Origin of the sequence: Mesorhizobium sp. M0408 (assembly GCF_040321495.1) — a bacterium.
Taxonomy (GTDB): Bacteria; Pseudomonadota; Alphaproteobacteria; order Rhizobiales; family Rhizobiaceae; genus Mesorhizobium.
Window position 1 is genome coordinate 1 of sequence record NZ_JAMYRO010000044.1, and the last position, 24,559, is coordinate 24,559.

Genomic DNA, 24,559 nt, shown 5'->3' on the forward strand with positions numbered 1-24,559 from the left:
TTAAAACACACCGCGGTATTCTAAATGCGGGGCCGCGGGGGGGGGCGGGTTCCGGCGCAGACCCCCCCCCACCCCCCACAAAAAAGTCCCCTCCTGTGGCCCCCCCCCCCCCCCAACGGGGGGCCGGGCTTTTTGCATTTTCCCTCGCATTCTGTACGATCTTTCTTTCGCGACAGGGCGGCTCGATCCGGCGCTGCCCGACCAAGATGCGCGTTAGGCATGGGAGATGGTGTCATGCTTGCCAAGGTCCTGACACAAGCGGCAGTCCTGACAGCCGGGGCGCTTCTGTTTGCCGCGACGGCCCACGCCCGGCCGGACAGCCGCGCGATGACGTGCGAACAGACACAGCTTCTGATCCAGAGGCATCGCTCGGTGGTGCTGACCACCGGCCAGAACACCTACGATCGATACGTCCGCCAATTCGGCAATGAATGCGACTGGCCGCAGGTGCCGCGCGCCGCTTATATCAAGACGCGTGACGGTCAATGTCCGGTCTATCGCTGCCAGGATCCGGTCTTCGACCTCCCGGACTGAAAGCAAGGGTTTTTCATCCGACCGCCGATGCAGAATGCGGAAGGCGGTGGCTCATTCCTCGTCGAAAGGACCACCTTCCCGTTGGAGATCGCGCGAAATGACGCGTTCATCGGTGTCGTCCGGCAAGGCCTCGTCGCTTTCCTGGTAAGCGTTATCGTCGTCCTCCTCCGGCAGTTCGCCGCTTTTCTCGACGTCGTAGCGAATATCGCCGTTTTGCGGCACGCCGTCAGGGAGGATTCTCCCGCTCCGGATGGCGTCCCAGTCCTGCTGCTGGATCGTCGGGCTCTCCGTCTCGTCGTCGGTTCGTTCTTTCCTGCGCGGTTTCATCGCGGTTCTCCATAATGTCAGGGGCCCTGAATTGGCTCAGTGGTTGAACTCATAAGTCTGGCGGCCGGTTCCGGGCCGCTGCGGTCCGGGCGCATTGCCGCACGACGGAACCAATCGCGCCTGCCCGCCTTCACATTCAGAAGATACTGGCGCGAAAGGAGCTCGACATGAGACCGCTCATTTTCTTGCCGTATATGCTAGGTGCGCTGCTGCTGGCGGTGCCGGCGGCCGCGCAGCCGGGCGAACAGGCGCAATCCGACCGCTGCAAAGTCGAGCTGCCCGACAAGAACAGCGAGCAGCAGAAGCCGGCCGGCAACAATTTGTCCGATACGCTCGAGCCATGCGGTGGGGTGCTGAAGCCCCCGCCAACGGGCGATCAGGGCATGGCGGCGCCACCGCCGGATGAGGGCAAGACCCCGGTGATCAAGCCCGGCGAGGTGCCGCCACAGCCGCCAAAGCAGTAGCAGCGACGAGCGGCAACTTCGCGCCGCTTGCGCCGGCAGGTTTGTTGCACTCGCTTAGGAACATTAGCTTGTCCTAAATGTTATTTCAGACGCAGTAGATATCACCCCCCTCCGGTATCGCTGCTGATCGGGAAACCGATCGGCCCGCGTCTTGCGACGCGGGCCACCGCAGTTCATTCGCAGTCCATTCGCCGCATCGCGCGGGCACTTCACCGGTGTTCGATTAGCCGCCACTTACGGAACAACAAGGTGGCGTGGGCGTTTGCCTAGAGGGTTCGCCGCTTCGACCGGAATGCCGCGTCGCAATTGTAAGGGCGAGGCCCGTAACAACAGGAGTAGACGATGAAAATCCACCTTGTTCCTGCTGCGGCGGGATTGGCGTTGCTTGCCGGCGTCGGCGTGGCCACCGCGGACCAGGTGATTGTCACGCCCGAACAGCAGACGGTCATCCGCGAATACGTCCACAAGCACCCGCTTGCGTCGATCAGTCTTCTGGGGGTGGAGCTCAATATCGGTTCCACGTTGCCCGATACGGTCGAGCTGCAACCGATCGATGTTCCAGACGTGCGGTACAGATACGTCGTCGTCGGCAATCGCACCGTGCTCGTCGACCCAGGCACCCGCAAGATAGTGCAGGTCATCGAGTGATCGGCGTTGCCAAACCGCGAACCGGGTTTGGAAAGGTCACGGTCTAATAACCAAATCAGAGCTCCATCCCGCGCGATCGGGATGGAGCCGCTGTCGTCTCGAAACAAGGAAAGGAGCCATTCCCATGCTGCCGCATGTCGAGCCGGTCAACGTGGCCGCCGCCGTCGACAAACTGCTTGCTGAACGAGGCGATGGCCTGCTGTCGATGAAGGCGGCGATAGTACTGTTGCGCGAACGCACCGGAACCGAGCGCTCGGACGCCGACCTTGAAGGGCTGATCATCAAGAAGGCGGCGCTCCTTGGCGTCGCTGTCCTGTGTGACAGAGAGGCTCAATGACGGTGTTGCCTGCGCCTCAAGACGCGGGTCGAAATTTCAGCTAGAACAGCGTTGCTTACGCATGAACCGAGCCGACGGAGGTATCAGTGACGGACAGGCAGGAACGGATTCGCCAGCGGGCACACGCGATCTGGGAACAGGCAGGCAGGCCCGATGGGGCGCATCAGCAGCATTGGGATCAGGCTACCACAGAAATCGACACGGAAATCGCCGCGAAAGAGAAGACCGCCAGCCGGCCGAAGCCGAAAGCACGCCAGCCTAAGCCGGCGCCCGTCACCAAGGACGGAAGCAAACCCAAGGCGCGACCACGCAAAGCGTGAACGAGCGGATTTAGGCAGACTTGGATTGAACGCGTCCAAACGGCAGAATTCAGATCCATTATAGGCTACGTTCATGGTATAGGCCCGGCCGCCTTGTCCGGATCGGTCCGGTCACGGCGGAACTGCCCTGCCCAGGCAATGGCAACAGCCATTCCTCGTGCCTGCCAGTGCAGAGCTCATATTCAGGCGCGAGATTCGTCGGCGCCAAGCCCGCCATCCCAATGGCGGGCTACTTACCGCCTTGCACGTGGCGGCAGCAGGGCGGGGCTCACACGAGCACGCGCCTCAGTGTGTTTGACGGCCAGGATCCGGCGAAGCGGACGCTCCGTCTTCCAAGGCGTCCCAGCCCACGGCGGGGCTTCTTTGCATCAGCTGAGGGCACGCAAACTCCGCCAGATCGGTTTCCGCGAAGCCGTCGAACTCGATAGCCGCCCCGTAGAGCTGGGCTGCTTGCATGACGAGCCATTCGATGTCTTCGCGCGCAACATTCTCGGCGAGGTTCTGCAGTCGCGCGGCTTCGGCGACAGCAGTCAGATTGATGGCAATCCCGGACCGCAATGTAGCCCGAACTCGGGAACTGACGTCTTCGTGCAGGCGAACCGAAAATCCGTAGCGCATGGAAAACCTTCCCTTCAGGAGCGGTTTATCCCTCGCTTTCACCATGCGCCCAGAGTCGGCGATTGACAAGCGAAAATCTTGAAAAATCATTTAGTATCAAATAGTTAGTGTATTTTGTCGATTGTGCGGTTGATGCTTGATCCGCTTCATTGGATTTCTGCACGGATCACGCATCTGGAGATCTTGACGTACTCTGCCAACATACCTAACTCTACGAAGAATTAGGAACATGCTAACTCAGCTAGTTTTAGCCTGGTATGACTGGAGGCCGAGATGTCCGAACTGGAACGCCCGGAACGATTGCAGATCATGCTGACCGCCGATGAACTGGCGGCGTTGGAGAACTGGCGCTTCGACAAGCGCATGCCGAGCCGGTCGGCCGCGGTACGGGAACTTTTGAGGCGAGGCCTCACAGCCGATGGTTTCCTGACGGCGGCGCATGGGACCAAGTCGCGCGACTTCGGCATCCTGCCGCATTCTGCAGATGGCGACGGGGCAGTCGACGGGGTGCCCCAGAAGGAATAGCGTCGTTTCCGCGGCGATCGCCCGCTCTGCGACCGTGCTTCGCGACTCTCTTGCTTCGCGATGAGCTGTGAACGTCTGGTCCGCTGATCGCCGCGAAGTAGAAGAGATCCAAAGCTCTGTCTTGCCAGACGCTCCGCAATCAGGGAGTGCTCGATCGGCATAGTGTGGGCTCGGGAATTTGCCGATGACGCTGGAATTGACGGCCGGCGACCAGTCGATGCTGCATGGCGAGCAAGGCTCGGCAGCGGCTGCCGCCATGAAGATCCTGGTCGCTTTCGCGAAGGCGGTCGGCGCGCGCAAATTGCTGGACATTGCCGGTGCCCATATCGACGGCTGCCTTTATCACGGCCAGGCCAGCCTCGATTTCGTCGAAATGCTGATCGAGGGCGGCGGCCGCGTTCGGGTGCCGACGACGCTGAACGTCGGTTCGTTCGACCTCATCCATCCCGGATTGGTGAAGATGCCGGTGTCGCAAGAAACGCCGGCGCGACGCCTGATGAAGGCGCATCTGGAACTCGGCTGCCAGGCGACCTTCACCTGCGCACCCTATCAGACCCGGTTCCGGCCAAGGTTCGGCGAGCAGATCGCCTGGGGTGAGTCCAACGCCATCGTCTTTGCCAATTCGGTGATCGGGGCGCGGACCAACCGCTATGGCGATTTTATCGATTTGTGCTGCGCAATGACCGGGCGCGCGCCGGCATGGGGGCTGCATCTGAGTGAAAATCGACGAGGCCAGGTCCTGTTCGAGCTGACTGACGCTGCTTTCGAGCCAAGCGACGCTCTGTTTGTCGGCGTCGGGCTGATCATCGGGCAAAGGGCTCGCGACCGCATCCCTGTCATATCGGGCCTGCCGCAGCCGCGCGACGAGGACCAATTGAAGGCGCTGGGGGCGGCGGCGGCAACGACGGGTGCCGTGGCGCTGTTTCATGCCGTCGGCATCACGCCGGAGGCGAAGACGCCGGATGAGGCGTTGCACGGCCTGGCGCCGGAGGAAAAAATCCGGATCTCTCGCGCTGACATCCACCATGCGCTGGCCAGGCTGTCGAGCGTCCCCGACGGCGTGCAGCTTGCAGCCGTGTCGTTAGGCACGCCGCATTTCTCCCATGAAGAGTGGATGCGCCTGTTGCCGCTGCTGCGCGAAGTCGGTCCAGGCAAGGGTGTCCCAATCTATGTCAACACAGGGCGCGCGACGCTGACGCGGCTGCAGGACGAAGGCGCACTGGCCGGCATGGAAGCCTTCGGCCTCGTTCCGGTCACCGACACCTGCACCTATGTCACGTCGATCCTCGAGCGTCTCGATGGCGTGGTGATGACCAATTCGGGCAAATGGGCGCATTACGCACCTGGCAATATCGGTGTCTCGGTGGCCTTCGGTGACATGGAAGACTGCGTCCGCTCGGCTGCGGCCGGCCGCGTCGTGCGAGGCGCGCCATGAAGACGCCGGCCAGAACCGGTACATTCCACCTTGCCGGCTCGGCACAAGGCCCAGCGCTGGTGCTTTCGCAGGCGCTCAGCTTCTGGGGCGGGATCGACGTCGAAACGGGCGACATCATCGACCATTCGCATCCGGACCTAGGCGGCAATATCGCCGGCAAGATCCTGGTGATGCCGAGCGGGCGAGGGTCGTCGTCCTCGTCTTCGGTTCTGGCCGAAGCGATCCGCAGAGGCACGGCGCCGGCCGGCATTATCCTGGAGCGGCCGGACCCGATCCTTGCAGTCGGCGCCATCGTTGCCGAATTCCTCTACGAAATCAGCATGCCGCTGGTTGTCTGCGACATGTCAGGCATTGTCTCCGGCGACCGGATCGCAATCGGTCTGGGCGAAGATGCGCAAGCGATGGTGAGCAAGCTCTAGCCGGCCATCAGTCCCGCCGCGCCCCGCCGCCAGTAGGCTGCCGCCAGTGTTTCGTTGCGGCCGAGCGCCAGCGTGCCGCGCCAGTGTTCGCGTACCGTCGTGGCGGCTGCCGCTTCGGCCGCAAACCAGCCGAACGCCGAACCGGTCGGCCAATGCGAGCAAGCTTACCCACAGGGGCGAAATGGCATGGTCGGCAGTGATAGCCGGCGCGGGCAGATGCGCTGGTTTCGATCGGGCAGCATGACGGTTATGCTGCCGATGGCGTGTCTGTCCTTGCGCCGTCTTGCGGGTTCAAGGCACTGGCCGCCGAGACGGTCGTCGCCGGCGGCGGAGACGAAGGCGCTGTTCGTATTGGGCGGCACATCTATGATCGGCATCGGCCCTTCTTTCAGATCTCCGGGATGCTTTCCCTGAAGATCACCTGCAGCCGTGGCTGGTGCAGTTCGTAAGGTAAGCCCCTGACCGCATGGGTCAAGGTGTTGAGCGCTTCACGGGCCTCGACGCGCGGGTTCTGGTCGATGACTGCGTCGAGCGTGCCGTCGAGCAGAAGTTCCTTGGTGCCTTCCGTCACCTCATGGCCGAGAAAGACCGTCGACAGCGCGCGCCCGCGCTCCTTGAGTGCGCGGGCGATGCCGGTGTTGCCGGCGCCGACATTGTAGATGGCGGCCAGGTCCGGGTGCCGGTCGAGCAGGGCGGAGGCCTCCGAATAGGCTTTTTCCCGGTCGTCGAGCATTTCGCGCATCTCGACGATCTGCAGATTGGGCGATTCTTCCGCCAGTATATGGCGGAAGCCCATCTCGCGCTCTTCGTGGCCGCGATAGGAGAGCGAACCGGCGAACAGCGCGACCTTGCCGGGACGCCCTGCGCCCATGAAGCGGTTGAGCAGGTAGCCGGCGAGCCGGCCGGCGGCGCGGTTGTCGATGCCGATATAGGCAACCCTCGGCACATGCAGGATGTCGGAAGCGATGGTGACGACCTTGACGCCGCTGGCCGAAAGCGAGCGGATCGCCTCGCGGACCGTCGGATGGTCGAGCGCGATCACGCCGACGCCTTGCGTCTGCCCGTGCAGTTCCTGCAGCAGACGGGCAAGCCGGTCCGGATTGAAGCCTTCGATGGTAGCGACGCGGACGTCGAGGTCGGGCCGCGCCTGCGCCTGCGCCTCGATCTGGCGGTGCAGCATCTTGATGAAGGAATTGGTGCCGGCGGGCAGGGCGAAATCGAGCCGTATTACCTCACCGCGCAGCGCGTTGAGCGAGCTCGGATTATTCGAATTTTCAGCGATATAGCCAAGCCGCTGTGCCGTTTCGAGCACGACCTCGCGGGTGCGCGCCCGAACCCCGGCGCGGTTGTTGAGCACACGGTCGACCGTGGCGGCCGAAACGCCGGCCTCCCGGGCTATGTCTGTCAGGGTGGACCGCACTGTCGATCACCTCATTCCAAAACGCGCCAGGGGCGCATCGAGATCACGCATTTCATGGGTCCACCGTCGGAGAGCGGCTTCATCGCCGTCCGCGATTCTGATGGGAAATGATGTAACCGGCCTTGGCCGATGCGCAAGCCGCTGCGCTACACCAAAATGCCCAAGCAGACCAAAGCGGGGAGGTGGGCAGCCGGGCTCCCTCAAATTCAAGCACCGGCTTCAGTGTGAGAGCCTTGATAAACGCCATTCTTCCCCTCCTATGAGATGTTATGATGTGTCTTGATTATTTATGATGTTGACAGGCTTCGTATAGTGACGTCAATATCCATCATAAGGGCCGTGGAGGAACAAGGCCCTGAGGGAGGAGTTCCAATGTCGAATTTGATCCGCGTGTCGCGGCGCCGTTTGCTGGCGTCCGGTGGAAAGGCGGCAGTCCTTGTTGCCGCCGCAGGTATCGCACCGAAATTCATTCGCCCGAGCCGTGCCTATGCGGCCGATGCCCTGGCGCCCGGCATGATCGGTGGCCCGACGGGCTTCGACGGCTCGGAGCGCTACCAGTATGGCGCCGACACGCCCGAGGGCCGCGCCATCGAGGCGGCCAAGGCGATGAAGGGCGCCGGCAAGGCGCCGGCCAAGATCGTGCTTGGCCTGTCCGACGGCTCGATCGGCCAGTTGACCCAGCCGTTTCCGGCCGGTGCGCCGTCGATCAAGGATCTCTGGGAGAAGGAAACCGGCATTCCGTTGGAAATCGTCGGTGTGCCGAACGGCCAGGAATTCACCAAGACGATGCAGGACATCTCCACCAAGGGTGGGGCGTATGACATCTACGCGGTCGAATGGAACCGCCTTGGCGACCTCGCCGAAACCGGCGGCATCCTCAAGCTCGACGACTTCGTCGCGCAATACAAGCCGGAATGGGACGATCCCGAGCGCGGCTATGTCGACGGCGCCAAGGGCGTCTCGCTGCTCAATCAGTATCGCGGCTCGACCTATGGCGTGTCGCTGGATGGCGACTTCCAGACATGGGTTTTCCGTACCGATCTGTTCGGCGACGCAAACGAGAAGAAGGCCTTCTCCGACAAATACGGCTATGAACTGGCGGCGCCGAAGACGTGGAAGCAGCATGACGAGATCGCGGCCTTCTTCCAGCGCCCGGACAAGGGCCTGTTCGGCTCGACCGATCTGCGCAACCAGGGCTGGGGCTACACCAACTGGTATCAGCGTTATGTCTCAATGGCTTCGCCCAATCAGTTCTTGTTCGACGATGCCGGCAAGCCGCTGATCAATTCGGAGCAAGGTATCGCGGCGACCAGCGAGTACATTGCGTCGCTCTCGCATCATTCGCCGGATGCGATCTCCTGGGGCTGGCCGGAGCAGTACGGCAATTTCGCCAAGGGCGGCGCGGCCATGACCTGCGCGTTCTCCAATCTGCCGAAATTCCTCGACAATGCCGGCAACAAGGATTCAGCTGTCACCGGCAAGATCGGCTCGATGCTGCCGCCCGGCCGCGAGATCGACGGCAAGCTGGTCAGCCGGTCGGTGCTGTGGCTCAATCTGTCGGCGTCGGTTTCCTCGCAAGCCAAGAACCCGGAGGCCTGCTACCTGTTCCTCCAGTGGCTGGGTTCAAGCCGCATCTACGCCTGGATGACCGCCAATCCGGGCGGCTACTTCGATCCGTTCCGGCTGTCGGATTTCTCGGATCCGCTGGTTCGCCAGACCTATCACGCCTACCACATGGACGTGGTGCGAGAGACGGTCGCCCGCACCGTGCCCACCATCAACTATCCCGGCGCCACCGCCTTCCACAATGCGCTGGACGAGAACCTCGTCGCCGCGCTGACCAAGGCCAAGACAGCCGAGCAGGCGATGGCCGACACCGAGGCCGAGTGGAAGAAGATTGCCCGCCGCACCGGCGAGGAGAAGCTTCTCGAAGCCATCAAGACCAACAAGGAGGCCTGGCCGACCGTCCTCGATCCGATCGCCTGATCCTCGCAGGATCTTACCAAGAAGGGGAGGAGCGGTCGCTCTTCCCCTCGGCAACGAAGGACCCAGCAAAGCCGCAAGATGAAGCGTTCAGTTCCTTTCGAGATATTCCGCTATGCCGCGATCCTTGCGGCGATGGCGGTGACGCTGGTGCCGATCCTGTGGATGGTGTCGATGGCGTTCAAGCCGATCGCCGAATGGTCGGCGACCGGCGCCGACCTGACCTGGTGGCCGAAGAACCCGACACTCAGCAATTTCCGCTTCGTTTTCGGTGAATCGACCAACAATCTGATCGTCGCCCTCGATCGCACAGCTTTGAAGCCGATCCTGTCGTCGCTGCTGTCGGCCACATTCGGTACGGCAACCGCCATGTCGGCGGGCACCGCGGCGGCTTACGGTCTGTCGCGCTTCGGCTCGGGCCAGAACCTGCCGCTGGCGCTGATCCAGCTTCGCCTGTTTCCGCCAATGGCGGTCATGACCCCGGTGATGATCATGTGGGCCTTCCTCAATTTCACCGACAGCTGGTGGGGGCTGTCGTTGATCTACGGCATCGTCACGCTGCCTTTCGCCTTCTGGCTGATGAAGACCTTCTTCGACGACATGCCGCGCGAGATCGAGGAGGCGGCACTGGTCGAGGGCTGTTCGCGGTGGCGCGTCTTCACGCGCATCACGCTGCCGATGATGCGCGCGCCGCTGGCCAGTGCCGCGCTGTTCGTCTTCATCCTCAACTGGTCGGACTATCTGATTGCGCTGCTTCTGACGACGCGCGAATGGATGACGGTCCCTGTCTACATGGCCTCGCTGTCCTCCTCGATGACCGGCCAACTCTACGGCGCCAAGGCAGCCCTCGGCCTGATAGCCGCAGTGCCGCCTGTCATCATGGGCATCGCCATCCAGCGCCATCTGGTGCGCGGGCTGACCTTCGGGGCGCTCAAGCAATGAGCGCGGTGACTGCGACGATTTCGGAGGACATGATGGAGACCGTCCAGGCAAAGCCGGCCTTGCGGGACGAAGGCGCAAAGCTTGGCTTCCGGCTGACGTTGCCGGCGCAGATCCTGGTGCTGTTCATCGCCGTCTTCCCGCTCCTGATGCAGCTCTACATCAGCCTGACCGACTGGTCGCCGCTTTCGGGCACCGGTTGGTGGAATGCCTGGTCGATGTGGAACAATTTCGCCAACTACACCGACCTTGCCGTCGACGCGCGCTTCTGGATCGCGCTGAAGCGCACGGCCATCGTCATGATCGTCTGCGTGCCCGTCGAGTTCCTACTCGGGCTGGCGCTGGCGACGCTGTTCGCCGACGAGTTTCCGGGCAAGCGGATCTTCTACTCGATCCTCTTGATGCCGATGATGGTGGTGCCGGCGGTGGCCGGCTACATGTTCTTCATGCTGTTTCAGTCAGGCGGCCCGGTCAACGACATCCTGTCTGCGATCTCAGGCTTTCCCGTCACCATCGCCTGGCTGTCGGACCCGACGCTGGCGCTCATCGCCGTCATGGTCGCCGACATCTGGCAGTGGACGCCGCTGATGTTCCTGATCCTGCTTGCCGGCCTGGTCGGCGTGCCCGACGACCAGATCAAGGCGGCGACGCTGCTCGGCGCCAACCCGTGGCAGCGCTTCGTCACCATCGTGCTGCCGAAGATGAAGACGATCATCATCATCGCGCTGGCGATCAGGGTGATCGAGAACTTCAAGATCTTCGACACGCTTTACATCATGACCGGCGGCGGTCCCGGCGTCGCTACCGAAACCATCTCCGTCTACATCTACAAGCTCACCACCCAGGACCTGATCTGGGGCTATGTGGCGGCAATCGCGCTGGCCATACTGATCGTGCTGTCCGTCGCTGCGGTGTTTGCCATGAAACGCATGGCCCGGGTACGCGAGGTGGCGGCATGAGCACCATCCACCTGCAGAACCTGGTCAAGAAATTCGGCGACTTCACCGCGCTGAAGACGATGGACCTGGCCATTGCCGACGGCGAGTTCATGGCGCTGCTCGGGCCGTCTGGCTGCGGCAAGTCGACGACGATGAACATGATCGCCGGCATGGAAGGGCCGACCAGCGGCAAGATCCTGTTTGGCGAGCGCGACATGGCCGGCGTGCCGATGGGGCGGCGCGGCGTCGGCTTCGTCTTCCAGAACTATGCGATCTTCACTCATATGAGCGTGCGGCAGAACCTCGCCTACGGGCCGAAAATGCGCGGCGCACCAAAGGCCGAGATCGGCCGCCGTGTCGACGCCATTGCCGAGATGCTGCAACTGACGCCGCTGCTCGACCGCAAGGCGGACAGACTGTCGGTCAACATATTGCAGCGGGTGGCGATCGGCCGTTCGGCGATCATGGAGCCGGCGATCTTCCTGCTCGACGAGCCGCTTTCCAATGTCGACGCCGCCTTCCGGGCGGTGATGCGGACCGAACTGAAGCAGTTGCAGCGGCAGTTCCGGCAGACCATGGTCTACGTCACCCACGATCAGCTTGAAGCAATGACCATGGCCGACCGCATCGCGGTGATGGACCACGGCGTGCTGCAGCAGGTCGGCACGCCGCTCGAGGTCTATAACAATCCGGCCAATGTCTTCGTCGCCCGCTTTATCGGCGCGCCGGGCATGAACCTGCTCAAGGGCAGGCCGGCGGAAAGCGACCGTGGTCTGGTCATCGATCTCGGCCCGCTCGGCGTGACACCGCCGCTGCCGGTCGAGATCGCCTATGCCGTACGCCGGATGCGCGGCGAGGTGTTTTATGGCTTTCGACCGGAGCAGGTGACGCTGGCTGAAGGTGGCCGTGGCCTGTCCATGCCGGTGAGTTTCGTCGAGCGGATCGGCGCGCGCACCATCATCCACCTTGGCGACGGCGAGACTGCGGTGAAGGCGGTGTTCGACAATGATGTTGGGCTGGCGATCGGGCAGACAGCTGTCGTCGCGCCTGCGGCGGAGGCGGTGCGCGTCTTCGACGCCGCCACCGGTCTTGCATTGAGAGCAGGTTGAGATGGCCGATATCGTTTTCCGCAATGTCACAAAGCGCTACGGCAACATGCTGGCCGTCGACGATGCCTCATTCACGGTCAACGACAACGAGTTCTTCTGCTTCTTCGGGCCGCCGCTGTCGGGCAAGTCGACGATACTCCGTCTGGTGCTCGGGCTGGAAACCCCGGACGCGGGCGAGATCCTGATCGGCGGAAAGCCGGTCAACACAGTGTCGCCGGCCGACCGCAACGTCGCCATGGTGTTCCAGAATTTGGCGCTGTTTCCGCATATGAGCGCGCGCGACAACATCCGCTTTCCGCTGGTCGAACGCCGGGTCGCCGAAGCCGAGATCGAAAAGCGCGTCGCCGACGTCGCGGCCAAGCTGCATATCGGCCATATCCTGCACAAGCCGCCGGCGCAGCTTTCGGGCGGCGAGCGGCAGCGCGTGGCGATTGCCCGCGCGCTGGTGCGCGACCCGGCCGCCTATCTGATGGATGACCCGATTTCGGCGCTCGACGCCCGGCTGCGCGAGGAGACGCGCGTCGAGCTCAAGCGCATCCAGCGCGAGCTTGGCAAGACGCTGATCTATGTCACGCACGACCAGGAAGAGGCGATGTCGGTCGCCGACCGCATGGCCATACTGGAGAACGGCGAGATCAGGCAGATCGGCGCGCCGGCCGAGATCTATGACCGGCCGACCAGCACCTATGTGGCGCGGCTGCTCGGCTCGCCGATGATGAATATATTGAAGTCGGTGCACGGCGCTGAAGGCGTGGAGGCGGCGGAAGGCACGATCCGCATCGCGGATACCGGCGCCCCGGCCGATGCCGTGGAAATTGGACTCAGGCCGGAAGACATCAAGGTTAAGGCCTGGTCGGAGGGCGGCGCGGGCCGCCCGGCGCGAGTGTTCGAGGTCGAGCCGCTCGGCGGCTACACCGTGGTGACGCTCGCCGCCGGAAAGACGCGTCTGCGGGCGCTGTTACGCGGCCAGCCGGACATCAGGCCGGACGCGATGGTGGTGATATCCTGCGAGCCGGGCAGGGTGCATTATTTCGGACAGAGCGGGGGAGCCTTGGCACGATGACGGCGGCTGCAAGGAACGAGCTTCGGGAGGAACATATGGCAAGCCAAGAAATGGTGGGCAACGGCTTCGAGCCGGACGTTAAAGTCCGCACCAGGGAATACAGGATCGGCTGCGTTGGCGCCGGCATGATCATGGCCGAATGTCACCTTGCCGCCTACAAGGAAGCCGGTTTTCCGGTGGTGGCGATTGCCTCGCGGACCAAGGCCAGCGCCGAGAAGGTCGCCAAGCGCTGGGATATACCGACCGTCCACGACACGCCGGAACAGCTCATCGAGGACAAGAACGTCGAGATCATCGATCTTGCCTTTCCGCCGGACAAGCAGCCGGCGCTGATCCGCCATGCTCTGAAGCAGGCACATATCAAGGCGATCCTGGCGCAGAAGCCATTGGCCCTGTCCCTTGAAGAGGCCGTCAAACTTCGCGACGAGGCGGCCAAGGCAGGCAAGATCCTCTCGGTCAACCAGAACATGCGTTACGACCAGTCGATGCGCGTCTTGAAGCAGATCATCGACAGCGGCGCGCTCGGCGACATCGTTTTCGCCCAGATCGACATGCATGCGATCCCGCACTGGCAGAGCTTCCTCGAGGACTATGACCGGCTGACGCTCGCCAATATGAGCGTCCACCATCTCGACGTACTGCGCTTTCTGTTCGGCGATCCCCTGGAGATCACCACCCTGACTCGCAAGGACCCGCGCACCCGCTTCGATCATTCGGACGGCATCACCGTGTCGACGATAAAGTTCCCGTCGGGCGTGCTCGCCGTATCGCTTGAGGATGTCTGGTCCGGTCCGCGCCAGGAGGGCTACAAGGACGACCAGCACATCAATTGGCGCATCGACGGCACCAAGGGCGTCGCCAAGGGCACCATCGGCTGGCCGACAGGTTCTGCCTCGACGCTGACCTATGCCTCGACCGAGACCACCGGTGGCGAATGGGTGACACCCAAATGGGATACGATGTGGTTCCCGCATGCCTTCATCGGCGTCATGGAGCAGCTCCAGCACGCGGTTAAGACGGGCGAGCCGCCGGCGCTCTCGGTCGCCGACAACGTCAAGACCATGGCGCTGGTCGAAGCCGGCTATCGCTCGATCGACATGGGCCGGACAGTCAAACTTTCCGAAATATCAACTGACTGAATTACTTACAGGGAGGACTTCACACCATGATGCAGGCAGGTATTTTCACGGGTTATTTCCCGTATGGCCTCAAGGAAACCGCGCAGAAGATCCGTGCGCTCGATTTCAACGCCGTGCAGCTCGACCTGCATTTCAAGGACATAGATCTGTCGGCCGGGCAGATCACCAGGGACAAGGCCAAGACCGTCCGCGATACGTTTCGCGATCACAATCTGCCGATCTGCTGCGTATCGGGCTATACCAACATCATTCATCCGGACCTGGGCGAGCGCGAGCGGCGCGTCGGCTATTTGAAGGAGATCATCCGCAACGCACGCCATTTCGGCACCCCTTACGTGATCTCGGAAACCGGTACCTACAACACCGAGTCCGACTGGGTGCATCACCCGAAGAACAAGACCGAGGAAGGTTTTGAGGAATGCCGCAAGGTCATCGCCGACCTTGCCCAGACCGCCTATGACCACGGCGCGGTCTTCCTGCTCGAAACCTATGTCAACAATGTCGTCGGTTCGGTCGAGGAGACGGTGAGGATGTTCGCGCAGGTCGACCACCCAGGCCTCGGCCTGCTGATGGACCCGACCAACTATTTCGAAACCCACAACATCGACAGGATGGACCAGATCCTGAACCAGGTGTTCGACACATTGACCGACAAGATCAAGATTGCCCACGCCAAGGACGTCAAGCGTTCCGGCGGCGACAAGTCGGAAAAGCACGCAGACATCGGCGACGAGGACGCGCTGGAGAGCCACACCTTCCGCGGCGTCGGCGAGATCGAGCTGCCGGCGCCCGGCCTCGGTTCGCTGAATTACGACCTCTATCTCAAGCGGCTGGCCGAAAAGCATCCGAACATCCCGGTCATCATCGAGCATCTTTCGGAAGACGACGTGCCGCGCGCCAAGAAATTCCTCGACGGAAAATTCCGCGCCAACGGACTGTGATGGCGCGGTTCGGCTACGAAACAAGGGAGGAAGAGAAATGTTGAAATTCGCGTTGAAAATCGCTGCCGCGGCGACGGTTCTCGCCGGTGTGGCGCTGGGTACGCCGGCGCTGGCGCAGGACGCTCAGAAGACGTTCTACCTGCTGTCGCATGGCGGCCCGTCGGATGCCTTCTGGATCGACTGGAATGCCGGCGCCACCAAGGCCTGCGACCAGCTCAAGGTGACCTGCAAGATCTCGTTCAGCGGCGGCGACATGGCGGCGCAGAAGGAAGCCTTCAACTCGGCACTCGCCGCCAAACCGGACGGCATCGCCACGACCTCGGCGCAGCCCGGCCTGTGGACCGAGGAGGTCAAGGCGGCGAAGGCGGCCGGTATCCCGATCGTGTTCTTCAACACCGACGATCCGGCGACCGGCCGGCAGGCCTATGTCGGCGCCGACCTTAAGGAAGCCGGTGTAATCTGGGCGAAATATCTGGTCGACCACAAGATGGTGAAGCAGGGCGACAAAGTGTTCCTGCCGGTCGAAGTGCCGGGCGCCAGCTACCAGCAGCTCGAGACCGAAGGCATTGCCAGCGTCTTCGATCCGCTCGGCATCAAATATGACGTGGTCGATTGCGGCACCGATCCGGCCGGCATCATCGCCAAGATGACCGACTACATGGTCGCCAACAACCCGCCGGCGATCATCGCGCTCGGCGATTCCGTTGCGGCCAGCGTCAAGCGGGTGTTCGACGGCGCCGGCGTGCCAGCCGGCAAGATCCCGGTCGTCGGCTGGGGCAATTCGAAGGAAACGGCCGAGTCAGTGAAGTCTGGGTTCATCAACGCGGCTGCCTGGCAGTTTCCCTCGGCGCAGGGCTTCATGCCGGTGGCGCTGCTCGGGCTGGCCGCCGCTGGCGAACCGATCGGCTACGACATCCACACGTTCAGCCTCTACGACGCGTCGAGCGTCGAACCGATCCTGAAACTCTACAACAAGTGATTGAAATTGACGCTCGCCGCGCATGCGGCGGCCGTCACCTTGAAAGAAATATGGTCGAAACAGTCATGACAATTGCCGCAGAAGAGGAAATGCCGCGTGCCAAACGCAGGTCGAGCCTGATGCGCTCGCCGCAGTTCTCTTCGCTCGTCATCCTGATTGTCCTGCTTGCGGTGTTCGCGATCGCCGACGCGAATTTCCTGTCGCCGCTCAACATCTCCAACATGATGGCGTTCCTGCCCGAGCTCGGCATCATCGCCCTCGGCATGACGCTGCTTCTGACGGCGGGCGAGTTCGACCTTTCGGTCGGTGCCGTATTCGGGCTGGCGCCGGTCGTCGTCATGCTGCTGGTGCAGAACGGCGGGTTTGATATTGGCCTCGCGCTGCTGGCCGGCCTGCTGCTCTGCATAGCGATCGGTGCGATCAACGGGCTGATCGTCACCAAGATCGGCATCTCGTCCTTCCTGGTGACACTGTCGATGCTGCTCGTCGTGCGTGGGGCAGCGCTTTACATCACCCAAGGCTTTCCGCTGAAATCCTGGAACCAGCCGGGCTTCTTCGTGACGCTGCTGGCCGGCAGCTTCAATATCGGAACGTTCCGTTTCTATACCTCGCTGTGGTGGTTCATCGGCCTGTCGCTACTGGCGATCTATGTGCTGCACTACGCCAAGCTCGGCAACTGGATCAGCGCTATCGGCTCGAACCGTAACGCCGCCGTAGCGCGCGGTGTGCCGGCCGATGCGGTCAAGATCTGGCTGTTCATCCTGACCTCGGTGCTTGCCGGTCTCGCCGGCATGATCAGCGCCTTTCGCATCTCTGCCGCCTCGCCGGTGGCCGGCACCGGCTACGAGCTCGAAGTGATCGCCATGGTGGTGGTCGGCGGCACTGCGCTGACCGGTGGGCGCGGCACCATCCTAGGCACCATCGTCGGCGCGCTGATGCTGCGCAGCATCCGCAACGGCATCGTGCTGATCGGCGTGCCTGGGCTCGCCTACAACATCTTCGTCGGCGTCATCATCCTTGCCATGCTCATCCTGCACGCTTTGCTGCAGAAGAACGCCGCCAGGAGCTGACCATGGAAGTGCTTCGGCTGCAGAATTTGCAAAAATCCTTCGGCAGCGTCCGCGCCCTGAAGAGCGCCTCCTTCACGCTCAACGAGGGCGAAGTGGTGGCCTTGCTCGGTGACAACGGCGCCGGCAAATCGACGCTGATCAAGGCGATCTCGGGCGTGTTTCCCGTCGATCGCGGCGACATCTATGTGCGCGGCCAGAAGGTCTCCATCCGCTCGACGCGCGACGCGATGGATCTCGGCATCGAGACCATCCACCAGGACACCTCGCTGGCTCCCGATCTCAGCATCGCGCGCAATCTTTTCCTCGGCCGCGAGCCGGTCAATCTCAAATGGCTTGGCGTGTTCGCGCCGCTCGATCTCGCTCGATTGCGCGATGCTGCGTCGGCTCTATTGAAGCGCGTCGGCATCTCGAAGAAACTCGACGCCGATGCGCTGGTCAGCACATTGTCAGGCGGCGAGCGTCAGTCGATCGCCATCTCGCGCGCCATGCAGTTCGCCGCCAAGGTCATCATCCTCGACGAGCCGACCAACAATCTCGGCGTCGAGGAAACGCACGGCGTGCTGCGCTTCGTCAAGGAAGTGCGCGACGCCGGTCACTCGGTGCTTTTGATCACCCACAACATCCATCACGTCTTCCAGGTCGCCGATCGCATCATCGTTATGCGCCGCGGCGAGATCGTCGCCGAGCAGACCGTCGCCGGCACCGATCTGCTGACCGTGGAAAGCATCATCACCGGCGCCGACATGTCGGCCCTGCTCAAGGAGACGAGAGCGAAGTGAAGGACGGGAGCAAAGTGAAAGAACTGGCCGTCACATGGTAGAGCTTTACGGCAAGACGCTGTCGCGCCGGCAGGTCTCGGAACGGTCCGGCATGCTGTCGCAGTTCGCCGGCGTGCGGCTGATGACGCTTGGCGACGGCGTCGAGCGCGGCATCCGCATGCTCGAATTCCGCACCGGCTCCGGCCTGCGCTTCACCGCGCTGGTCGACCGGGCGCTCGATATCGCCGACTGCGACTTCAAAGGCCAGGCGATCGGCTGGCACTCGCCGAGCGGTTTTCGCCATCCCGGCCTGCACGAGTATGAAGGCGAGGAGGGATTGGCGTGGGCGCGGTCGTTTTCCGGCCTTCTGCTGACCTGCGGCCTCGACCATATATTGTTCATGAACGAAGTACCGGCCGATACCTACAACTACCCGCCGAAGAAGACGGTGCGCCATTCGCTGCACGGCCGCGTCAGCACCATTCCGGCGCGGCTGACCGGCTATGGCGAGACCTGGGACGGCGACCGCTGCGTGTTGTGGGCCGAAGGCATCGTCCAGCAATCGACTGTATTCGGCGAAGATCTGCACCTGCTGCGGCGGATCGAGGCCAATGTCGGCGGCAACGAGATCCGGCTTTCGGACCGTGTCGTCAATCACGGTTTCAACCGTACGCCGCATATGTATTTCTACCACATCAATGTCAGCCATCCGGTGCTCGACGAGGGCGCGCGCTACCTGGCGCCGATCCGCGACGTCGTCTGGGCAGGCCATGCCGGCGAGCGCTATGAAGCGCAGAAGGTCGGCTACCGCACGGTGCCGGCGCCGCAACCGGGATTCAAGGAACAGGTCTGGCAGCACGAACTCGGCGCCGACAGCGCCGGCGAAGTCCCGGTGGCGGTGGTCAACGATAGGCTCGGCCTCGGCTTCGAGGTGGTCACGCGCAAGGACCAATTGCCCTGCGCCTATCAATGGCAGAATTTCCAGGCCGGGCAGTACGCGCTTGGGATCGAGCCCTCGACGCATCATGTGCTGGGAAATCTGGCGGCGCGCGAACGCGGCGAGATGATCTGGCTGGAGCATGGCGAGAGCCGCTCCTACAATGCCGTTTTCCGGGTTCTCGACGGCGCCGGCGAGATCGCCGTCGCCGAGAGCCGGATCGCGGCAATCGCCAGGCAGCCGCAGCAGGATTATCCCCAGCCGTCGGGCCATTTTCCTGTTCTTGGAGGCAGGTCGTGATAATGGCGAAGACGATACGGGACACCAGTTGGGAGGCTGGCTCCGGCCGGAGCGGGGAGGGCTCGCGGCCGATCGGGAATTGGAGGTCACAATGGCTGGCACGGTAAAGCGCGATTACAGCCTGGTCGGCGAAAGCACGCGCAGGGCGATCGAGACGGGACTGGCCTCGGCGGAGTGGTACCACACGGATGTCCCCCGCAAGGCGATCAAGGAGCTGATGCAGCGCTCAGACGGCCCGGCGATCCGCGACACGATCATCTGGATCGTCGCCATCCTCGGCTCGGCCGCCGGCGCCATCTATTTCCGGGGTACCTGGTGGTGCGTGCCGTTCTTCTTCGTCTACGGCGTGCTCTACGGCTCGTCCAGCGACTCGCGCTGGCACGAATGCGGCCATGGCACTGCCTTCCGCACGCGCTGGATGAACGATGTCGTCTACCAGATCGCCAGCTTCATGCTGATGCGCAACCCGGTGACCTGGCGCTGGAGCCATGCCCGCCACCACACCGACACCATCATCGTCGGCCGCGACGCCGAGATCGCCGTGATGCGCCCGCCGGACCTTTTGCGTGCGGCGCTGGCTTTCACCGGCATCCTCGATTTTCGCTATTCGCTTCCGGCACTGGTACGCCAGGCGTTCGGCAAGCTGACGCCCGACGAGAAAAGCTATGTTCCCGAGATGGAACAGCACAGGGCCGTCATCGCGGCGCGCTGGCATATCGCCATCTACATCGCCACGATTGCGCTCGCCCTTTTCATGCGGTCGTGGATACCGGTGGTGCTCATCGGCGTGCCGCGCCTCTACGGCACCTGGCACATGGTGATGACCGGCCTGCTGCAACACATCGGTCTGGCCGACAACGTCGTCGATCACCGGCTCAACACCCGTACCGTGTACATGAACCCGATCAGCCGGTTCATCTACTGGAACATGAACTACCACGTCGAGCACCACATGTTTCCGATGGTGCCCTATCACGCGCTGCCCAGGCTGCATGAATTGATCAAGCACGATCTGCCGGAACCGAACCCGTCGATATGGCATGCCTATCGCGAGGTCTGGCCTGTCCTGCTCAGGCAGCTCAAATACGAGGATTATTTCCTCAAGCGCGAACTGCCGCCAACCGCACGGCCCTATCGTGGCGAATTCCACGAAGTGAACATGTCGGCGGCGGCTGAATAGGCACCGCACCGGCGCCATGCAGAAAATTTCAGGAGAGATATAGAATGACCGATTGGGTCGAAGCGTGCGCCGTGGACGATGTCGACGAGGAAGACGTCATCCGCTTCGACCATGGCGGCCGCACCTTCGCGATCTACCGTTCGCCGGACGATGAATTCTTCGCCACCGATGGGTTTTGTACGCATGAGAAGGCGCATCTGGCCGATGGGCTTGTCATGGACGACATCATCGAATGCCCCAAGCACAATGGCCGCTTCAATTACAAGACCGGGCAGGCGAAGGGCGCTCCCGTTTGCGTCAATCTCGCGACCTATCCAGTCAAGGTCGAAGCTGGCAAGGTGATGATCCAGATCGCCTGACCGGCCTTCTGTCACGTAGCAAAAGGAACCAAAATCCATGAGCCGGAAAAGACCGACCGTCGCAGATCTGCGTGCCATGAAGGGCAAGCGGCAGCTGACGATGCTGCGCGTGCTGACGATGGACGAGGCCGAGGCCGCCGAACGCGCCGGCGTCGATATCGTCTCGGTGCCGCCGGAGTTGGTGCTCAATCCGCAATACCGCGATGCGGCACCCAGCCTGTTCACCATGCCGGGCGAGAATTTCTTCGAGATCGGCACCGCCGACGATTTCGTCCGCTGGGCGTTCCGGCTCTACAAGGCCAGCGCCGATGCGGTCTACTGCAGCGCCGGCTATGCCACCATCAAGCGGATGGCCGACGACGCCATTCCGGTAATCGGCCATGTCGGCCTCATCCCGTCACGCGCCACCTGGACCGGCGGCTTCAAGGCTGTCGGCAAGACCGCCGACACCGCCATGCAGGTGTTCGAAGCGGTGAAGCAACTGGAGGCCGCCGGCGCGATCGGCGCCGAGATCGAAGTGGTGCCGGTGGAAGTGGCCAAGGCGATCTCGGAACGGACGTCGCTGATCATGCTGTCGATGGGAGCGGGCACCGGCTGTGACGCGCAGTATCTGTTCGCAGACGACATCCTCGGCCAGAACCGTGGCCACATGCCGCGCCATTCCAAGGTCTATCGCAATTTCGCCGCCGAATACGATCGCCTGCAGGCCGAACGCATCGCTGCCTTCTCCGAATATGTCGCCGATGTGAACAGCCTGGCGTATCCCGAAGACAGGCACGTCGTGCACATGGACCCGGACCAGCTCAGCCTGTTCCTGGAGAAGATCGAAGCCGCATAAGATACGCCGGCTGCGGCACAAAGCGTCATCGCGGATCGTAAAAGGCCGGTTCGGCGCCAGGGCCAGGTCATCGCATGGCCGGCTGCGATGCCACACGAAAGTTTGTTGGACCAGGTCTGGACGGCACCGGCCAGATGCTGTTGAAACCGGTGCGTCATCGGTTTGCCGGACAATTGTGCGGTTGCCGATGGAGCGGGAGAAGATTCCCCTTCGGACAGTTCTGTGCATGACCGCCATTCCCGAAAACAAAGCCTTGCCCGAAACCGCGCCGGCGGCGCGGCAAGCTCGGCGGGTGGCGCTGATCGTCGCCGTCGCCTTTTTCATGCAGCTTCTGGATTCGACCATCATCTCGACCTCGCTGCCGCAGATGGGAGAATCCTTCGGCGTGCCGGCGGTGGCGATGAGCATCGGCATCACCGTTTATATGCTGACCATGGCGGTGTTCGTGCCGCTGTCCGGCTGGCTTGCCGACCGTTTTGGCGCGCGCAACATCTTCCTCGTGGCGATTGCCCTGTTCACGCTGGCCTCGCTCGTTTGCGGCATCTCACAGAACCTGGCCGAGTTTGTCGCCGCACGCGCGGTTCAGGGCCTGGGCAGCGCGCTGATGACGCCGGTCGGCCGCATCCTGGTGCTGCGCAACGCGCCGAAATCCGAGCTTCTCAACGCCACGGCGCTGATCACCTGGCCGGCGCTGTTTGCGCCGGTGGTCGGGCCGGTGCTTGGCGGCTTCATCACCACTTATCTCTCCTGGCATTGGAATTTCTTCATCAACATTCCGCTTGGGGTTGCCGGTTTGGCGCTGGTTGCCCGCTTCATTCCTGGGGACCGCGAAGCTGGGGCCAAGCCGCTCGACTGGCCGGGCTTCCTGCTGACCTCGGTGGGGCTCGCCGCGATGCTCTATGGCCTCGAGCGCATCGCGCATCCGCAAGAGGGTATGTTGCCGACCGTGGCGCTGCTCGGCACGGGCATTTTGGTCGGCTGGCTGGCGGTGCGGCATCTGCGACGCGCCAACCATCCGCTGCTCGATCTCACAGCTTTCAAGGTGCAGACCTTCGCCATCTCGACGCTGTCGGCCGGCACGATCTTCCGCATCGCCATCAACGCCACGCCGTTCCTGCTGCCGCTTTTGTTCCAGGTCGGCTTCGGCCTGAGCCCGGTCGATGCCGGCATGATGATCCTGGCCTATTTCCTCGGCAATCTCGGCATGAAGGCGGTGACGACGCCGACGCTGAGGCGCTTCGGCTTCCGTCCGGTGCTGATCGTCAACGGGGTGATCGCCTCTTTGTCGATCATGGCCTGCGCGGCGCTTTCGCCGCAGACGCCGCAAGCGTTGGTGGTGGCGCTGATGCTGATCGCCGGACTGTCGCGCTCGATGCAGTTCACCGCGCTGAACACGCTGGCCTTCGCCGATGTGGCCTCACCGCAGCGCAGCTCGGCGGCGACGTTGTCCAGCATGCTGCAGCAGGTGGCGATGCTGTTCGGCGTAGCGGTCGCCGCGGCACTGCTCAACCTGTCGCAGATCGCCAGGGGCGCTGCGGCGCTCGATCTCGTCGACTTCCGACTTGCCTTCGTGGCGATCGGCGCAATCGGGCTCGTCGCCTCGTTCCGCTTTCTGGCGTTACCGAACGCTGCCGGCGCCGAGGTCTCGGGCCATGCTTTGCGGATTTGACGCGGGAATCCAGCGGCGATCGCGGACATAAATTCTGCCTGCTTCGCTCGTTGTGGAACAAACTTTTGCGAGCGCTCCGATCGGCACGGTTAATTGCAAAAGTGCTTGAGTTCCTGGCATTGCGCCAGCCTCGCCAATAGGTGCGTCCAACCGCGGAATTTCCTCGCAAGCCGGCCTGCAATGCGCGGATTCATTTGACGAATTGGTCTTGAGCCGATTAGCTTTCGTTCCGATGGCCGCAGAGGGAGCAGGGCGTAGCCATCGCGGGTGAAAGCGGGCAATGAACGCGACCGGCTGGCTAAACTGGAGAAGCCTGAACCAGGAGGGCATTGTCTTTGCCATCGCGGTTGTGCTGTTCATTGCCGCCACCATCGGACTGCCCGGGTTTATCAACTCGAACAATCTTGTTGCCATCGTGCGCTCGGTCTCGGTGCTGGGCATATTGGCGCTCGGCATGGCGGTCGTCATTATCGGCAGGGGCATCGACCTGTCGGCGGTGGCGATCATGGCGATGTCGGTCGCCTGGTATCTGCAACTGCTGAATTCGGGAACATCCGACGGGCTGGCCTTCGCCTATGTGCTCGCTGGCGTTCTCGCCATCGGGCTGTTGAACGGAATCCTGGTCGCCTACGCCGAGGTTCCGGCGATCTTCGTGACGCTGGCGACCGCATCCTTCGTCTTCGGCTATGTGCGTTCACAACTGATCACGCAGGACGCCGTGCCGGTGCCGCCCGGCCATTGGGTCGAGCTTCTGGGCGGGCTGCGTTTCCTCGACATCCCGGTCGAGGTGTTTGTCTTCGCCGGGCTGGCTTTCGCCTTCTTCCTGTTCCTGCGCTACACCAAATGGGGCCGCTACGTCTATTTCGCCGGTGACAACCCGGTCGCCGCGCGCAACATCGGCATTCCAGTGCGCCCGATGCTGGTGCTGCGCTACGTGCTGTCGGCCCTGGTCTCGCTGGTGGCCGGCCTGCTCACCGCCGCCAGCCTGCATTCGATCAACACCCGCATCGTCAATTCCACGCTGCTCTACGACATCGTGCTGGTGGCGGTGATCGGCGGCATCGGTCTGTCTGGCGGGCGGGGCGGGGTGCGCAACGTGCTGGTGGGTGCCGCGCTGATTGGCATCCTGCTCAACGCCATGACCATCATCGATATTCCGCTGCTCTATCAGAACCTGATCAAGGCCGCGATCCTGCTGGCGGCGATCATCGTTGATGGGTTCATCAATCCGCGCGACGAGCAGACCGCGCAGCAAGGCGACATTTAGATTGACGCGAACGGTTGGGGCCGGCCGCGAACGACATACCAAA

Annotated in this window: 28 protein-coding genes and 1 pseudogene; 24 read left to right on the forward strand and 5 right to left on the reverse strand. The window is 62.7% G+C overall.

The features are described 5' to 3' along the window. The first annotated feature begins 234 nt into the window (after positions 1-234). Positions 235-534, forward strand: a complete 300-nt coding sequence (locus NKI67_RS31065; protein ID WP_023675763.1) for a hypothetical protein — start codon at positions 235-237, stop codon at positions 532-534. 51 nt (positions 535-585) lie between these two features. On the opposite strand, the gene NKI67_RS31070 is transcribed toward NKI67_RS31065, so the two are convergent. Further along, positions 586-861 (reverse strand): hypothetical protein, encoded by a 276-nt coding sequence (locus NKI67_RS31070; protein ID WP_023675764.1) that lies wholly within the window; start codon positions 859-861, stop codon positions 586-588. Between the two features lie 167 nt (positions 862-1,028). Here NKI67_RS31070 and NKI67_RS31075 point away from each other — a divergent pair, with 167 nt between their 5' ends. The 4 genes from NKI67_RS31075 (at position 1,029) to NKI67_RS31090 (ending at position 2,630) form a co-directional block, all read left to right on the forward strand. After that, a complete protein-coding gene (locus NKI67_RS31075; RefSeq protein ID WP_023675765.1) occupies positions 1,029-1,325 on the forward strand; it encodes a hypothetical protein in 297 nt (98 codons plus the stop codon). A 342-nt stretch (positions 1,326-1,667) separates the two neighbouring features. Next, a complete protein-coding gene (locus tag NKI67_RS31080) occupies positions 1,668-1,973 on the forward strand; it encodes a DUF1236 domain-containing protein (protein ID WP_023675766.1) in 306 nt (101 codons plus the stop codon). Between the two features lie 124 nt (positions 1,974-2,097). After that, entirely contained in the window at positions 2,098-2,310 is a 213-nt protein-coding gene (locus NKI67_RS31085) for a hypothetical protein (RefSeq protein ID WP_352648593.1), read from the forward strand. A gap of 86 nt (positions 2,311-2,396) precedes the next feature. Further along, entirely contained in the window at positions 2,397-2,630 is a 234-nt protein-coding gene (locus NKI67_RS31090; RefSeq protein WP_352594170.1) for a DUF2934 domain-containing protein, read from the forward strand. 285 nt (positions 2,631-2,915) lie between these two features. Here NKI67_RS31090 and NKI67_RS31095 read toward each other — a convergent pair whose 3' ends face one another. Further along, entirely contained in the window at positions 2,916-3,248 is a 333-nt protein-coding gene (locus NKI67_RS31095; RefSeq protein ID WP_023675769.1) for a hypothetical protein, read from the reverse strand. 273 nt (positions 3,249-3,521) lie between these two features. On the opposite strand from NKI67_RS31095, the gene NKI67_RS31100 reads away from it, so the two are divergent. The 3 genes from NKI67_RS31100 to NKI67_RS31110 all read left to right on the forward strand — a co-directional run bounded on the left by NKI67_RS31100 (position 3,522) and on the right by NKI67_RS31110 (position 5,627). Further along, positions 3,522-3,773: a hypothetical protein gene (locus NKI67_RS31100; protein ID WP_023675770.1), complete on the forward strand. Its 252-nt coding sequence runs from the start codon at positions 3,522-3,524 to the stop codon at positions 3,771-3,773. A gap of 184 nt (positions 3,774-3,957) precedes the next feature. Further along, positions 3,958-5,208, forward strand: coding sequence for an aconitase X (locus tag NKI67_RS31105; protein WP_352571255.1), 1,251 nt, complete (start codon positions 3,958-3,960; stop codon positions 5,206-5,208). Then, a complete protein-coding gene (locus tag NKI67_RS31110; RefSeq protein ID WP_352458313.1) occupies positions 5,205-5,627 on the forward strand; it encodes an aconitase X swivel domain-containing protein in 423 nt (140 codons plus the stop codon). The genes NKI67_RS31105 and NKI67_RS31110 overlap by 4 nt, the downstream gene beginning before the upstream one ends. Here NKI67_RS31110 and NKI67_RS31115 read toward each other — a convergent pair. The 3 genes and pseudogenes from NKI67_RS31115 to NKI67_RS31125 all read right to left on the reverse strand — a co-directional run. Beyond that, positions 5,624-5,770, reverse strand: a pseudogene (locus tag NKI67_RS31115) (SIP domain-containing protein); the annotation flags it as partial. The gene NKI67_RS31110 and the pseudogene NKI67_RS31115 overlap by 4 nt on opposite strands. A gap of 21 nt (positions 5,771-5,791) precedes the next feature. Further along, positions 5,792-6,004 carry a hypothetical protein gene (locus NKI67_RS31120; RefSeq protein ID WP_352648596.1) on the reverse strand — a complete coding sequence of 71 codons (213 nt, stop codon included), beginning with the start codon at positions 6,002-6,004 and terminating at the stop codon, positions 5,792-5,794. Between the two features lie 11 nt (positions 6,005-6,015). Then, the gene (locus NKI67_RS31125; RefSeq protein ID WP_352648598.1) at positions 6,016-7,047 is read right to left on the reverse strand and encodes a LacI family DNA-binding transcriptional regulator; all 1,032 of its coding nucleotides are present in this window, start codon (positions 7,045-7,047) and stop codon (positions 6,016-6,018) included. 372 nt (positions 7,048-7,419) lie between these two features. Between NKI67_RS31125 and NKI67_RS31130 the strand changes: the two genes are divergently transcribed. The 16 genes from NKI67_RS31130 to NKI67_RS31205 all read left to right on the forward strand — a co-directional run bounded on the left by NKI67_RS31130 (position 7,420) and on the right by NKI67_RS31205 (position 24,516). Beyond that, complete coding sequence (locus tag NKI67_RS31130) at positions 7,420-9,033, forward strand: extracellular solute-binding protein (protein ID WP_352648600.1); 1,614 nt, start codon at positions 7,420-7,422, stop codon at positions 9,031-9,033. 78 nt (positions 9,034-9,111) lie between these two features. After that, entirely contained in the window at positions 9,112-9,972 is an 861-nt protein-coding gene (locus tag NKI67_RS31135; RefSeq protein ID WP_352648602.1) for a carbohydrate ABC transporter permease, read from the forward strand. Continuing rightward, a complete protein-coding gene (locus NKI67_RS31140) occupies positions 9,969-10,928 on the forward strand; it encodes a carbohydrate ABC transporter permease (protein WP_352648604.1) in 960 nt (319 codons plus the stop codon). The genes NKI67_RS31135 and NKI67_RS31140 overlap by 4 nt, the downstream gene beginning before the upstream one ends. Next, positions 10,925-12,016, forward strand: a complete 1,092-nt coding sequence (locus NKI67_RS31145) for an ABC transporter ATP-binding protein (protein WP_352648606.1) — start codon at positions 10,925-10,927, stop codon at positions 12,014-12,016. Before NKI67_RS31140 ends, NKI67_RS31145 begins: the two co-directional genes overlap by 4 nt. 1 nt (position 12,017) lies before the next feature. After that, positions 12,018-13,079, forward strand: a complete 1,062-nt coding sequence (locus NKI67_RS31150) for an ABC transporter ATP-binding protein (protein WP_352648608.1) — start codon at positions 12,018-12,020, stop codon at positions 13,077-13,079. A gap of 50 nt (positions 13,080-13,129) precedes the next feature. Further along, positions 13,130-14,218, forward strand: coding sequence for a Gfo/Idh/MocA family protein (locus tag NKI67_RS31155; RefSeq protein WP_352648642.1), 1,089 nt, complete (start codon positions 13,130-13,132; stop codon positions 14,216-14,218). Positions 14,219-14,244: 26 nt separating this feature from the next. Further along, entirely contained in the window at positions 14,245-15,159 is a 915-nt protein-coding gene (locus NKI67_RS31160; protein WP_352648609.1) for a sugar phosphate isomerase/epimerase family protein, read from the forward strand. Between the two features lie 37 nt (positions 15,160-15,196). Continuing rightward, positions 15,197-16,138 carry a sugar ABC transporter substrate-binding protein gene (locus tag NKI67_RS31165; protein WP_023675781.1) on the forward strand — a complete coding sequence of 314 codons (942 nt, stop codon included), beginning with the start codon at positions 15,197-15,199 and terminating at the stop codon, positions 16,136-16,138. A gap of 65 nt (positions 16,139-16,203) precedes the next feature. After that, positions 16,204-17,208 (forward strand): ABC transporter permease, encoded by a 1,005-nt coding sequence (locus tag NKI67_RS31170; protein WP_352621625.1) that lies wholly within the window; start codon positions 16,204-16,206, stop codon positions 17,206-17,208. Continuing rightward, positions 17,205-17,987, forward strand: coding sequence for an ATP-binding cassette domain-containing protein (locus NKI67_RS31175; protein ID WP_352648644.1), 783 nt, complete (start codon positions 17,205-17,207; stop codon positions 17,985-17,987). The genes NKI67_RS31170 and NKI67_RS31175 overlap by 4 nt, the downstream gene beginning before the upstream one ends. A 34-nt stretch (positions 17,988-18,021) precedes the next feature. After that, the gene (locus tag NKI67_RS31180; protein ID WP_352465285.1) at positions 18,022-19,203 is read left to right on the forward strand and encodes an aldose 1-epimerase family protein; all 1,182 of its coding nucleotides are present in this window, start codon (positions 18,022-18,024) and stop codon (positions 19,201-19,203) included. Positions 19,204-19,294: 91 nt separating this feature from the next. Next, the gene (locus NKI67_RS31185) at positions 19,295-20,383 is read left to right on the forward strand and encodes a fatty acid desaturase family protein (protein WP_352648612.1); all 1,089 of its coding nucleotides are present in this window, start codon (positions 19,295-19,297) and stop codon (positions 20,381-20,383) included. A gap of 44 nt (positions 20,384-20,427) precedes the next feature. Further along, positions 20,428-20,742, forward strand: coding sequence for a MocE family 2Fe-2S type ferredoxin (locus NKI67_RS31190; protein ID WP_352648614.1), 315 nt, complete (start codon positions 20,428-20,430; stop codon positions 20,740-20,742). Between the two features lie 37 nt (positions 20,743-20,779). Continuing rightward, positions 20,780-21,580, forward strand: coding sequence for a 3-methyl-2-oxobutanoate hydroxymethyltransferase (locus NKI67_RS31195; protein ID WP_023675787.1), 801 nt, complete (start codon positions 20,780-20,782; stop codon positions 21,578-21,580). A gap of 226 nt (positions 21,581-21,806) precedes the next feature. Beyond that, positions 21,807-23,249 carry a DHA2 family efflux MFS transporter permease subunit gene (locus tag NKI67_RS31200; RefSeq protein ID WP_352648615.1) on the forward strand — a complete coding sequence of 481 codons (1,443 nt, stop codon included), beginning with the start codon at positions 21,807-21,809 and terminating at the stop codon, positions 23,247-23,249. A gap of 280 nt (positions 23,250-23,529) precedes the next feature. Further along, complete coding sequence (locus NKI67_RS31205) at positions 23,530-24,516, forward strand: ABC transporter permease (protein WP_352648617.1); 987 nt, start codon at positions 23,530-23,532, stop codon at positions 24,514-24,516. Positions 24,517-24,559: the final 43 nt, after the last annotated feature.

Excerpts from the sequence above, each read along its gene's own strand:
- NKI67_RS31065 (WP_023675763.1), top strand. The coding sequence starts at position 235 with ATGCTTGCCAAGGTCCTGACACAAGCGGCAGTCCTGACAGCCGGGGCG.
- NKI67_RS31070 (WP_023675764.1), bottom strand. The coding sequence starts at position 861 with ATGAAACCGCGCAGGAAAGAACGAACCGACGACGAGACGGAGAGCCCG.
- NKI67_RS31075 (WP_023675765.1), top strand. The coding sequence starts at position 1,029 with ATGAGACCGCTCATTTTCTTGCCGTATATGCTAGGTGCGCTGCTGCTG.
- NKI67_RS31080 (WP_023675766.1), top strand. The coding sequence starts at position 1,668 with ATGAAAATCCACCTTGTTCCTGCTGCGGCGGGATTGGCGTTGCTTGCC.
- NKI67_RS31085 (WP_352648593.1), top strand. The coding sequence starts at position 2,098 with ATGCTGCCGCATGTCGAGCCGGTCAACGTGGCCGCCGCCGTCGACAAA.
- NKI67_RS31095 (WP_023675769.1), bottom strand. The coding sequence starts at position 3,248 with ATGCGCTACGGATTTTCGGTTCGCCTGCACGAAGACGTCAGTTCCCGA.
- NKI67_RS31100 (WP_023675770.1), top strand. The coding sequence starts at position 3,522 with ATGTCCGAACTGGAACGCCCGGAACGATTGCAGATCATGCTGACCGCC.
- NKI67_RS31105 (WP_352571255.1), top strand. The coding sequence starts at position 3,958 with ATGACGCTGGAATTGACGGCCGGCGACCAGTCGATGCTGCATGGCGAG.
- NKI67_RS31110 (WP_352458313.1), top strand. The coding sequence starts at position 5,205 with ATGAAGACGCCGGCCAGAACCGGTACATTCCACCTTGCCGGCTCGGCA.
- NKI67_RS31120 (WP_352648596.1), bottom strand. The coding sequence starts at position 6,004 with ATGCCGATCATAGATGTGCCGCCCAATACGAACAGCGCCTTCGTCTCC.
- NKI67_RS31130 (WP_352648600.1), top strand. The coding sequence starts at position 7,420 with ATGTCGAATTTGATCCGCGTGTCGCGGCGCCGTTTGCTGGCGTCCGGT.
- NKI67_RS31135 (WP_352648602.1), top strand. The coding sequence starts at position 9,112 with ATGAAGCGTTCAGTTCCTTTCGAGATATTCCGCTATGCCGCGATCCTT.
- NKI67_RS31140 (WP_352648604.1), top strand. The coding sequence starts at position 9,969 with ATGAGCGCGGTGACTGCGACGATTTCGGAGGACATGATGGAGACCGTC.
- NKI67_RS31145 (WP_352648606.1), top strand. The coding sequence starts at position 10,925 with ATGAGCACCATCCACCTGCAGAACCTGGTCAAGAAATTCGGCGACTTC.
- NKI67_RS31150 (WP_352648608.1), top strand. The coding sequence starts at position 12,018 with ATGGCCGATATCGTTTTCCGCAATGTCACAAAGCGCTACGGCAACATG.
- NKI67_RS31155 (WP_352648642.1), top strand. The coding sequence starts at position 13,130 with ATGGTGGGCAACGGCTTCGAGCCGGACGTTAAAGTCCGCACCAGGGAA.
- NKI67_RS31160 (WP_352648609.1), top strand. The coding sequence starts at position 14,245 with ATGATGCAGGCAGGTATTTTCACGGGTTATTTCCCGTATGGCCTCAAG.
- NKI67_RS31165 (WP_023675781.1), top strand. The coding sequence starts at position 15,197 with ATGTTGAAATTCGCGTTGAAAATCGCTGCCGCGGCGACGGTTCTCGCC.
- NKI67_RS31170 (WP_352621625.1), top strand. The coding sequence starts at position 16,204 with ATGACAATTGCCGCAGAAGAGGAAATGCCGCGTGCCAAACGCAGGTCG.
- NKI67_RS31180 (WP_352465285.1), top strand. The coding sequence starts at position 18,022 with ATGGTAGAGCTTTACGGCAAGACGCTGTCGCGCCGGCAGGTCTCGGAA.
- NKI67_RS31185 (WP_352648612.1), top strand. The coding sequence starts at position 19,295 with ATGGCTGGCACGGTAAAGCGCGATTACAGCCTGGTCGGCGAAAGCACG.
- NKI67_RS31190 (WP_352648614.1), top strand. The coding sequence starts at position 20,428 with ATGACCGATTGGGTCGAAGCGTGCGCCGTGGACGATGTCGACGAGGAA.
- NKI67_RS31195 (WP_023675787.1), top strand. The coding sequence starts at position 20,780 with ATGAGCCGGAAAAGACCGACCGTCGCAGATCTGCGTGCCATGAAGGGC.
- NKI67_RS31200 (WP_352648615.1), top strand. The coding sequence starts at position 21,807 with ATGACCGCCATTCCCGAAAACAAAGCCTTGCCCGAAACCGCGCCGGCG.
- NKI67_RS31205 (WP_352648617.1), top strand. The coding sequence starts at position 23,530 with ATGAACGCGACCGGCTGGCTAAACTGGAGAAGCCTGAACCAGGAGGGC.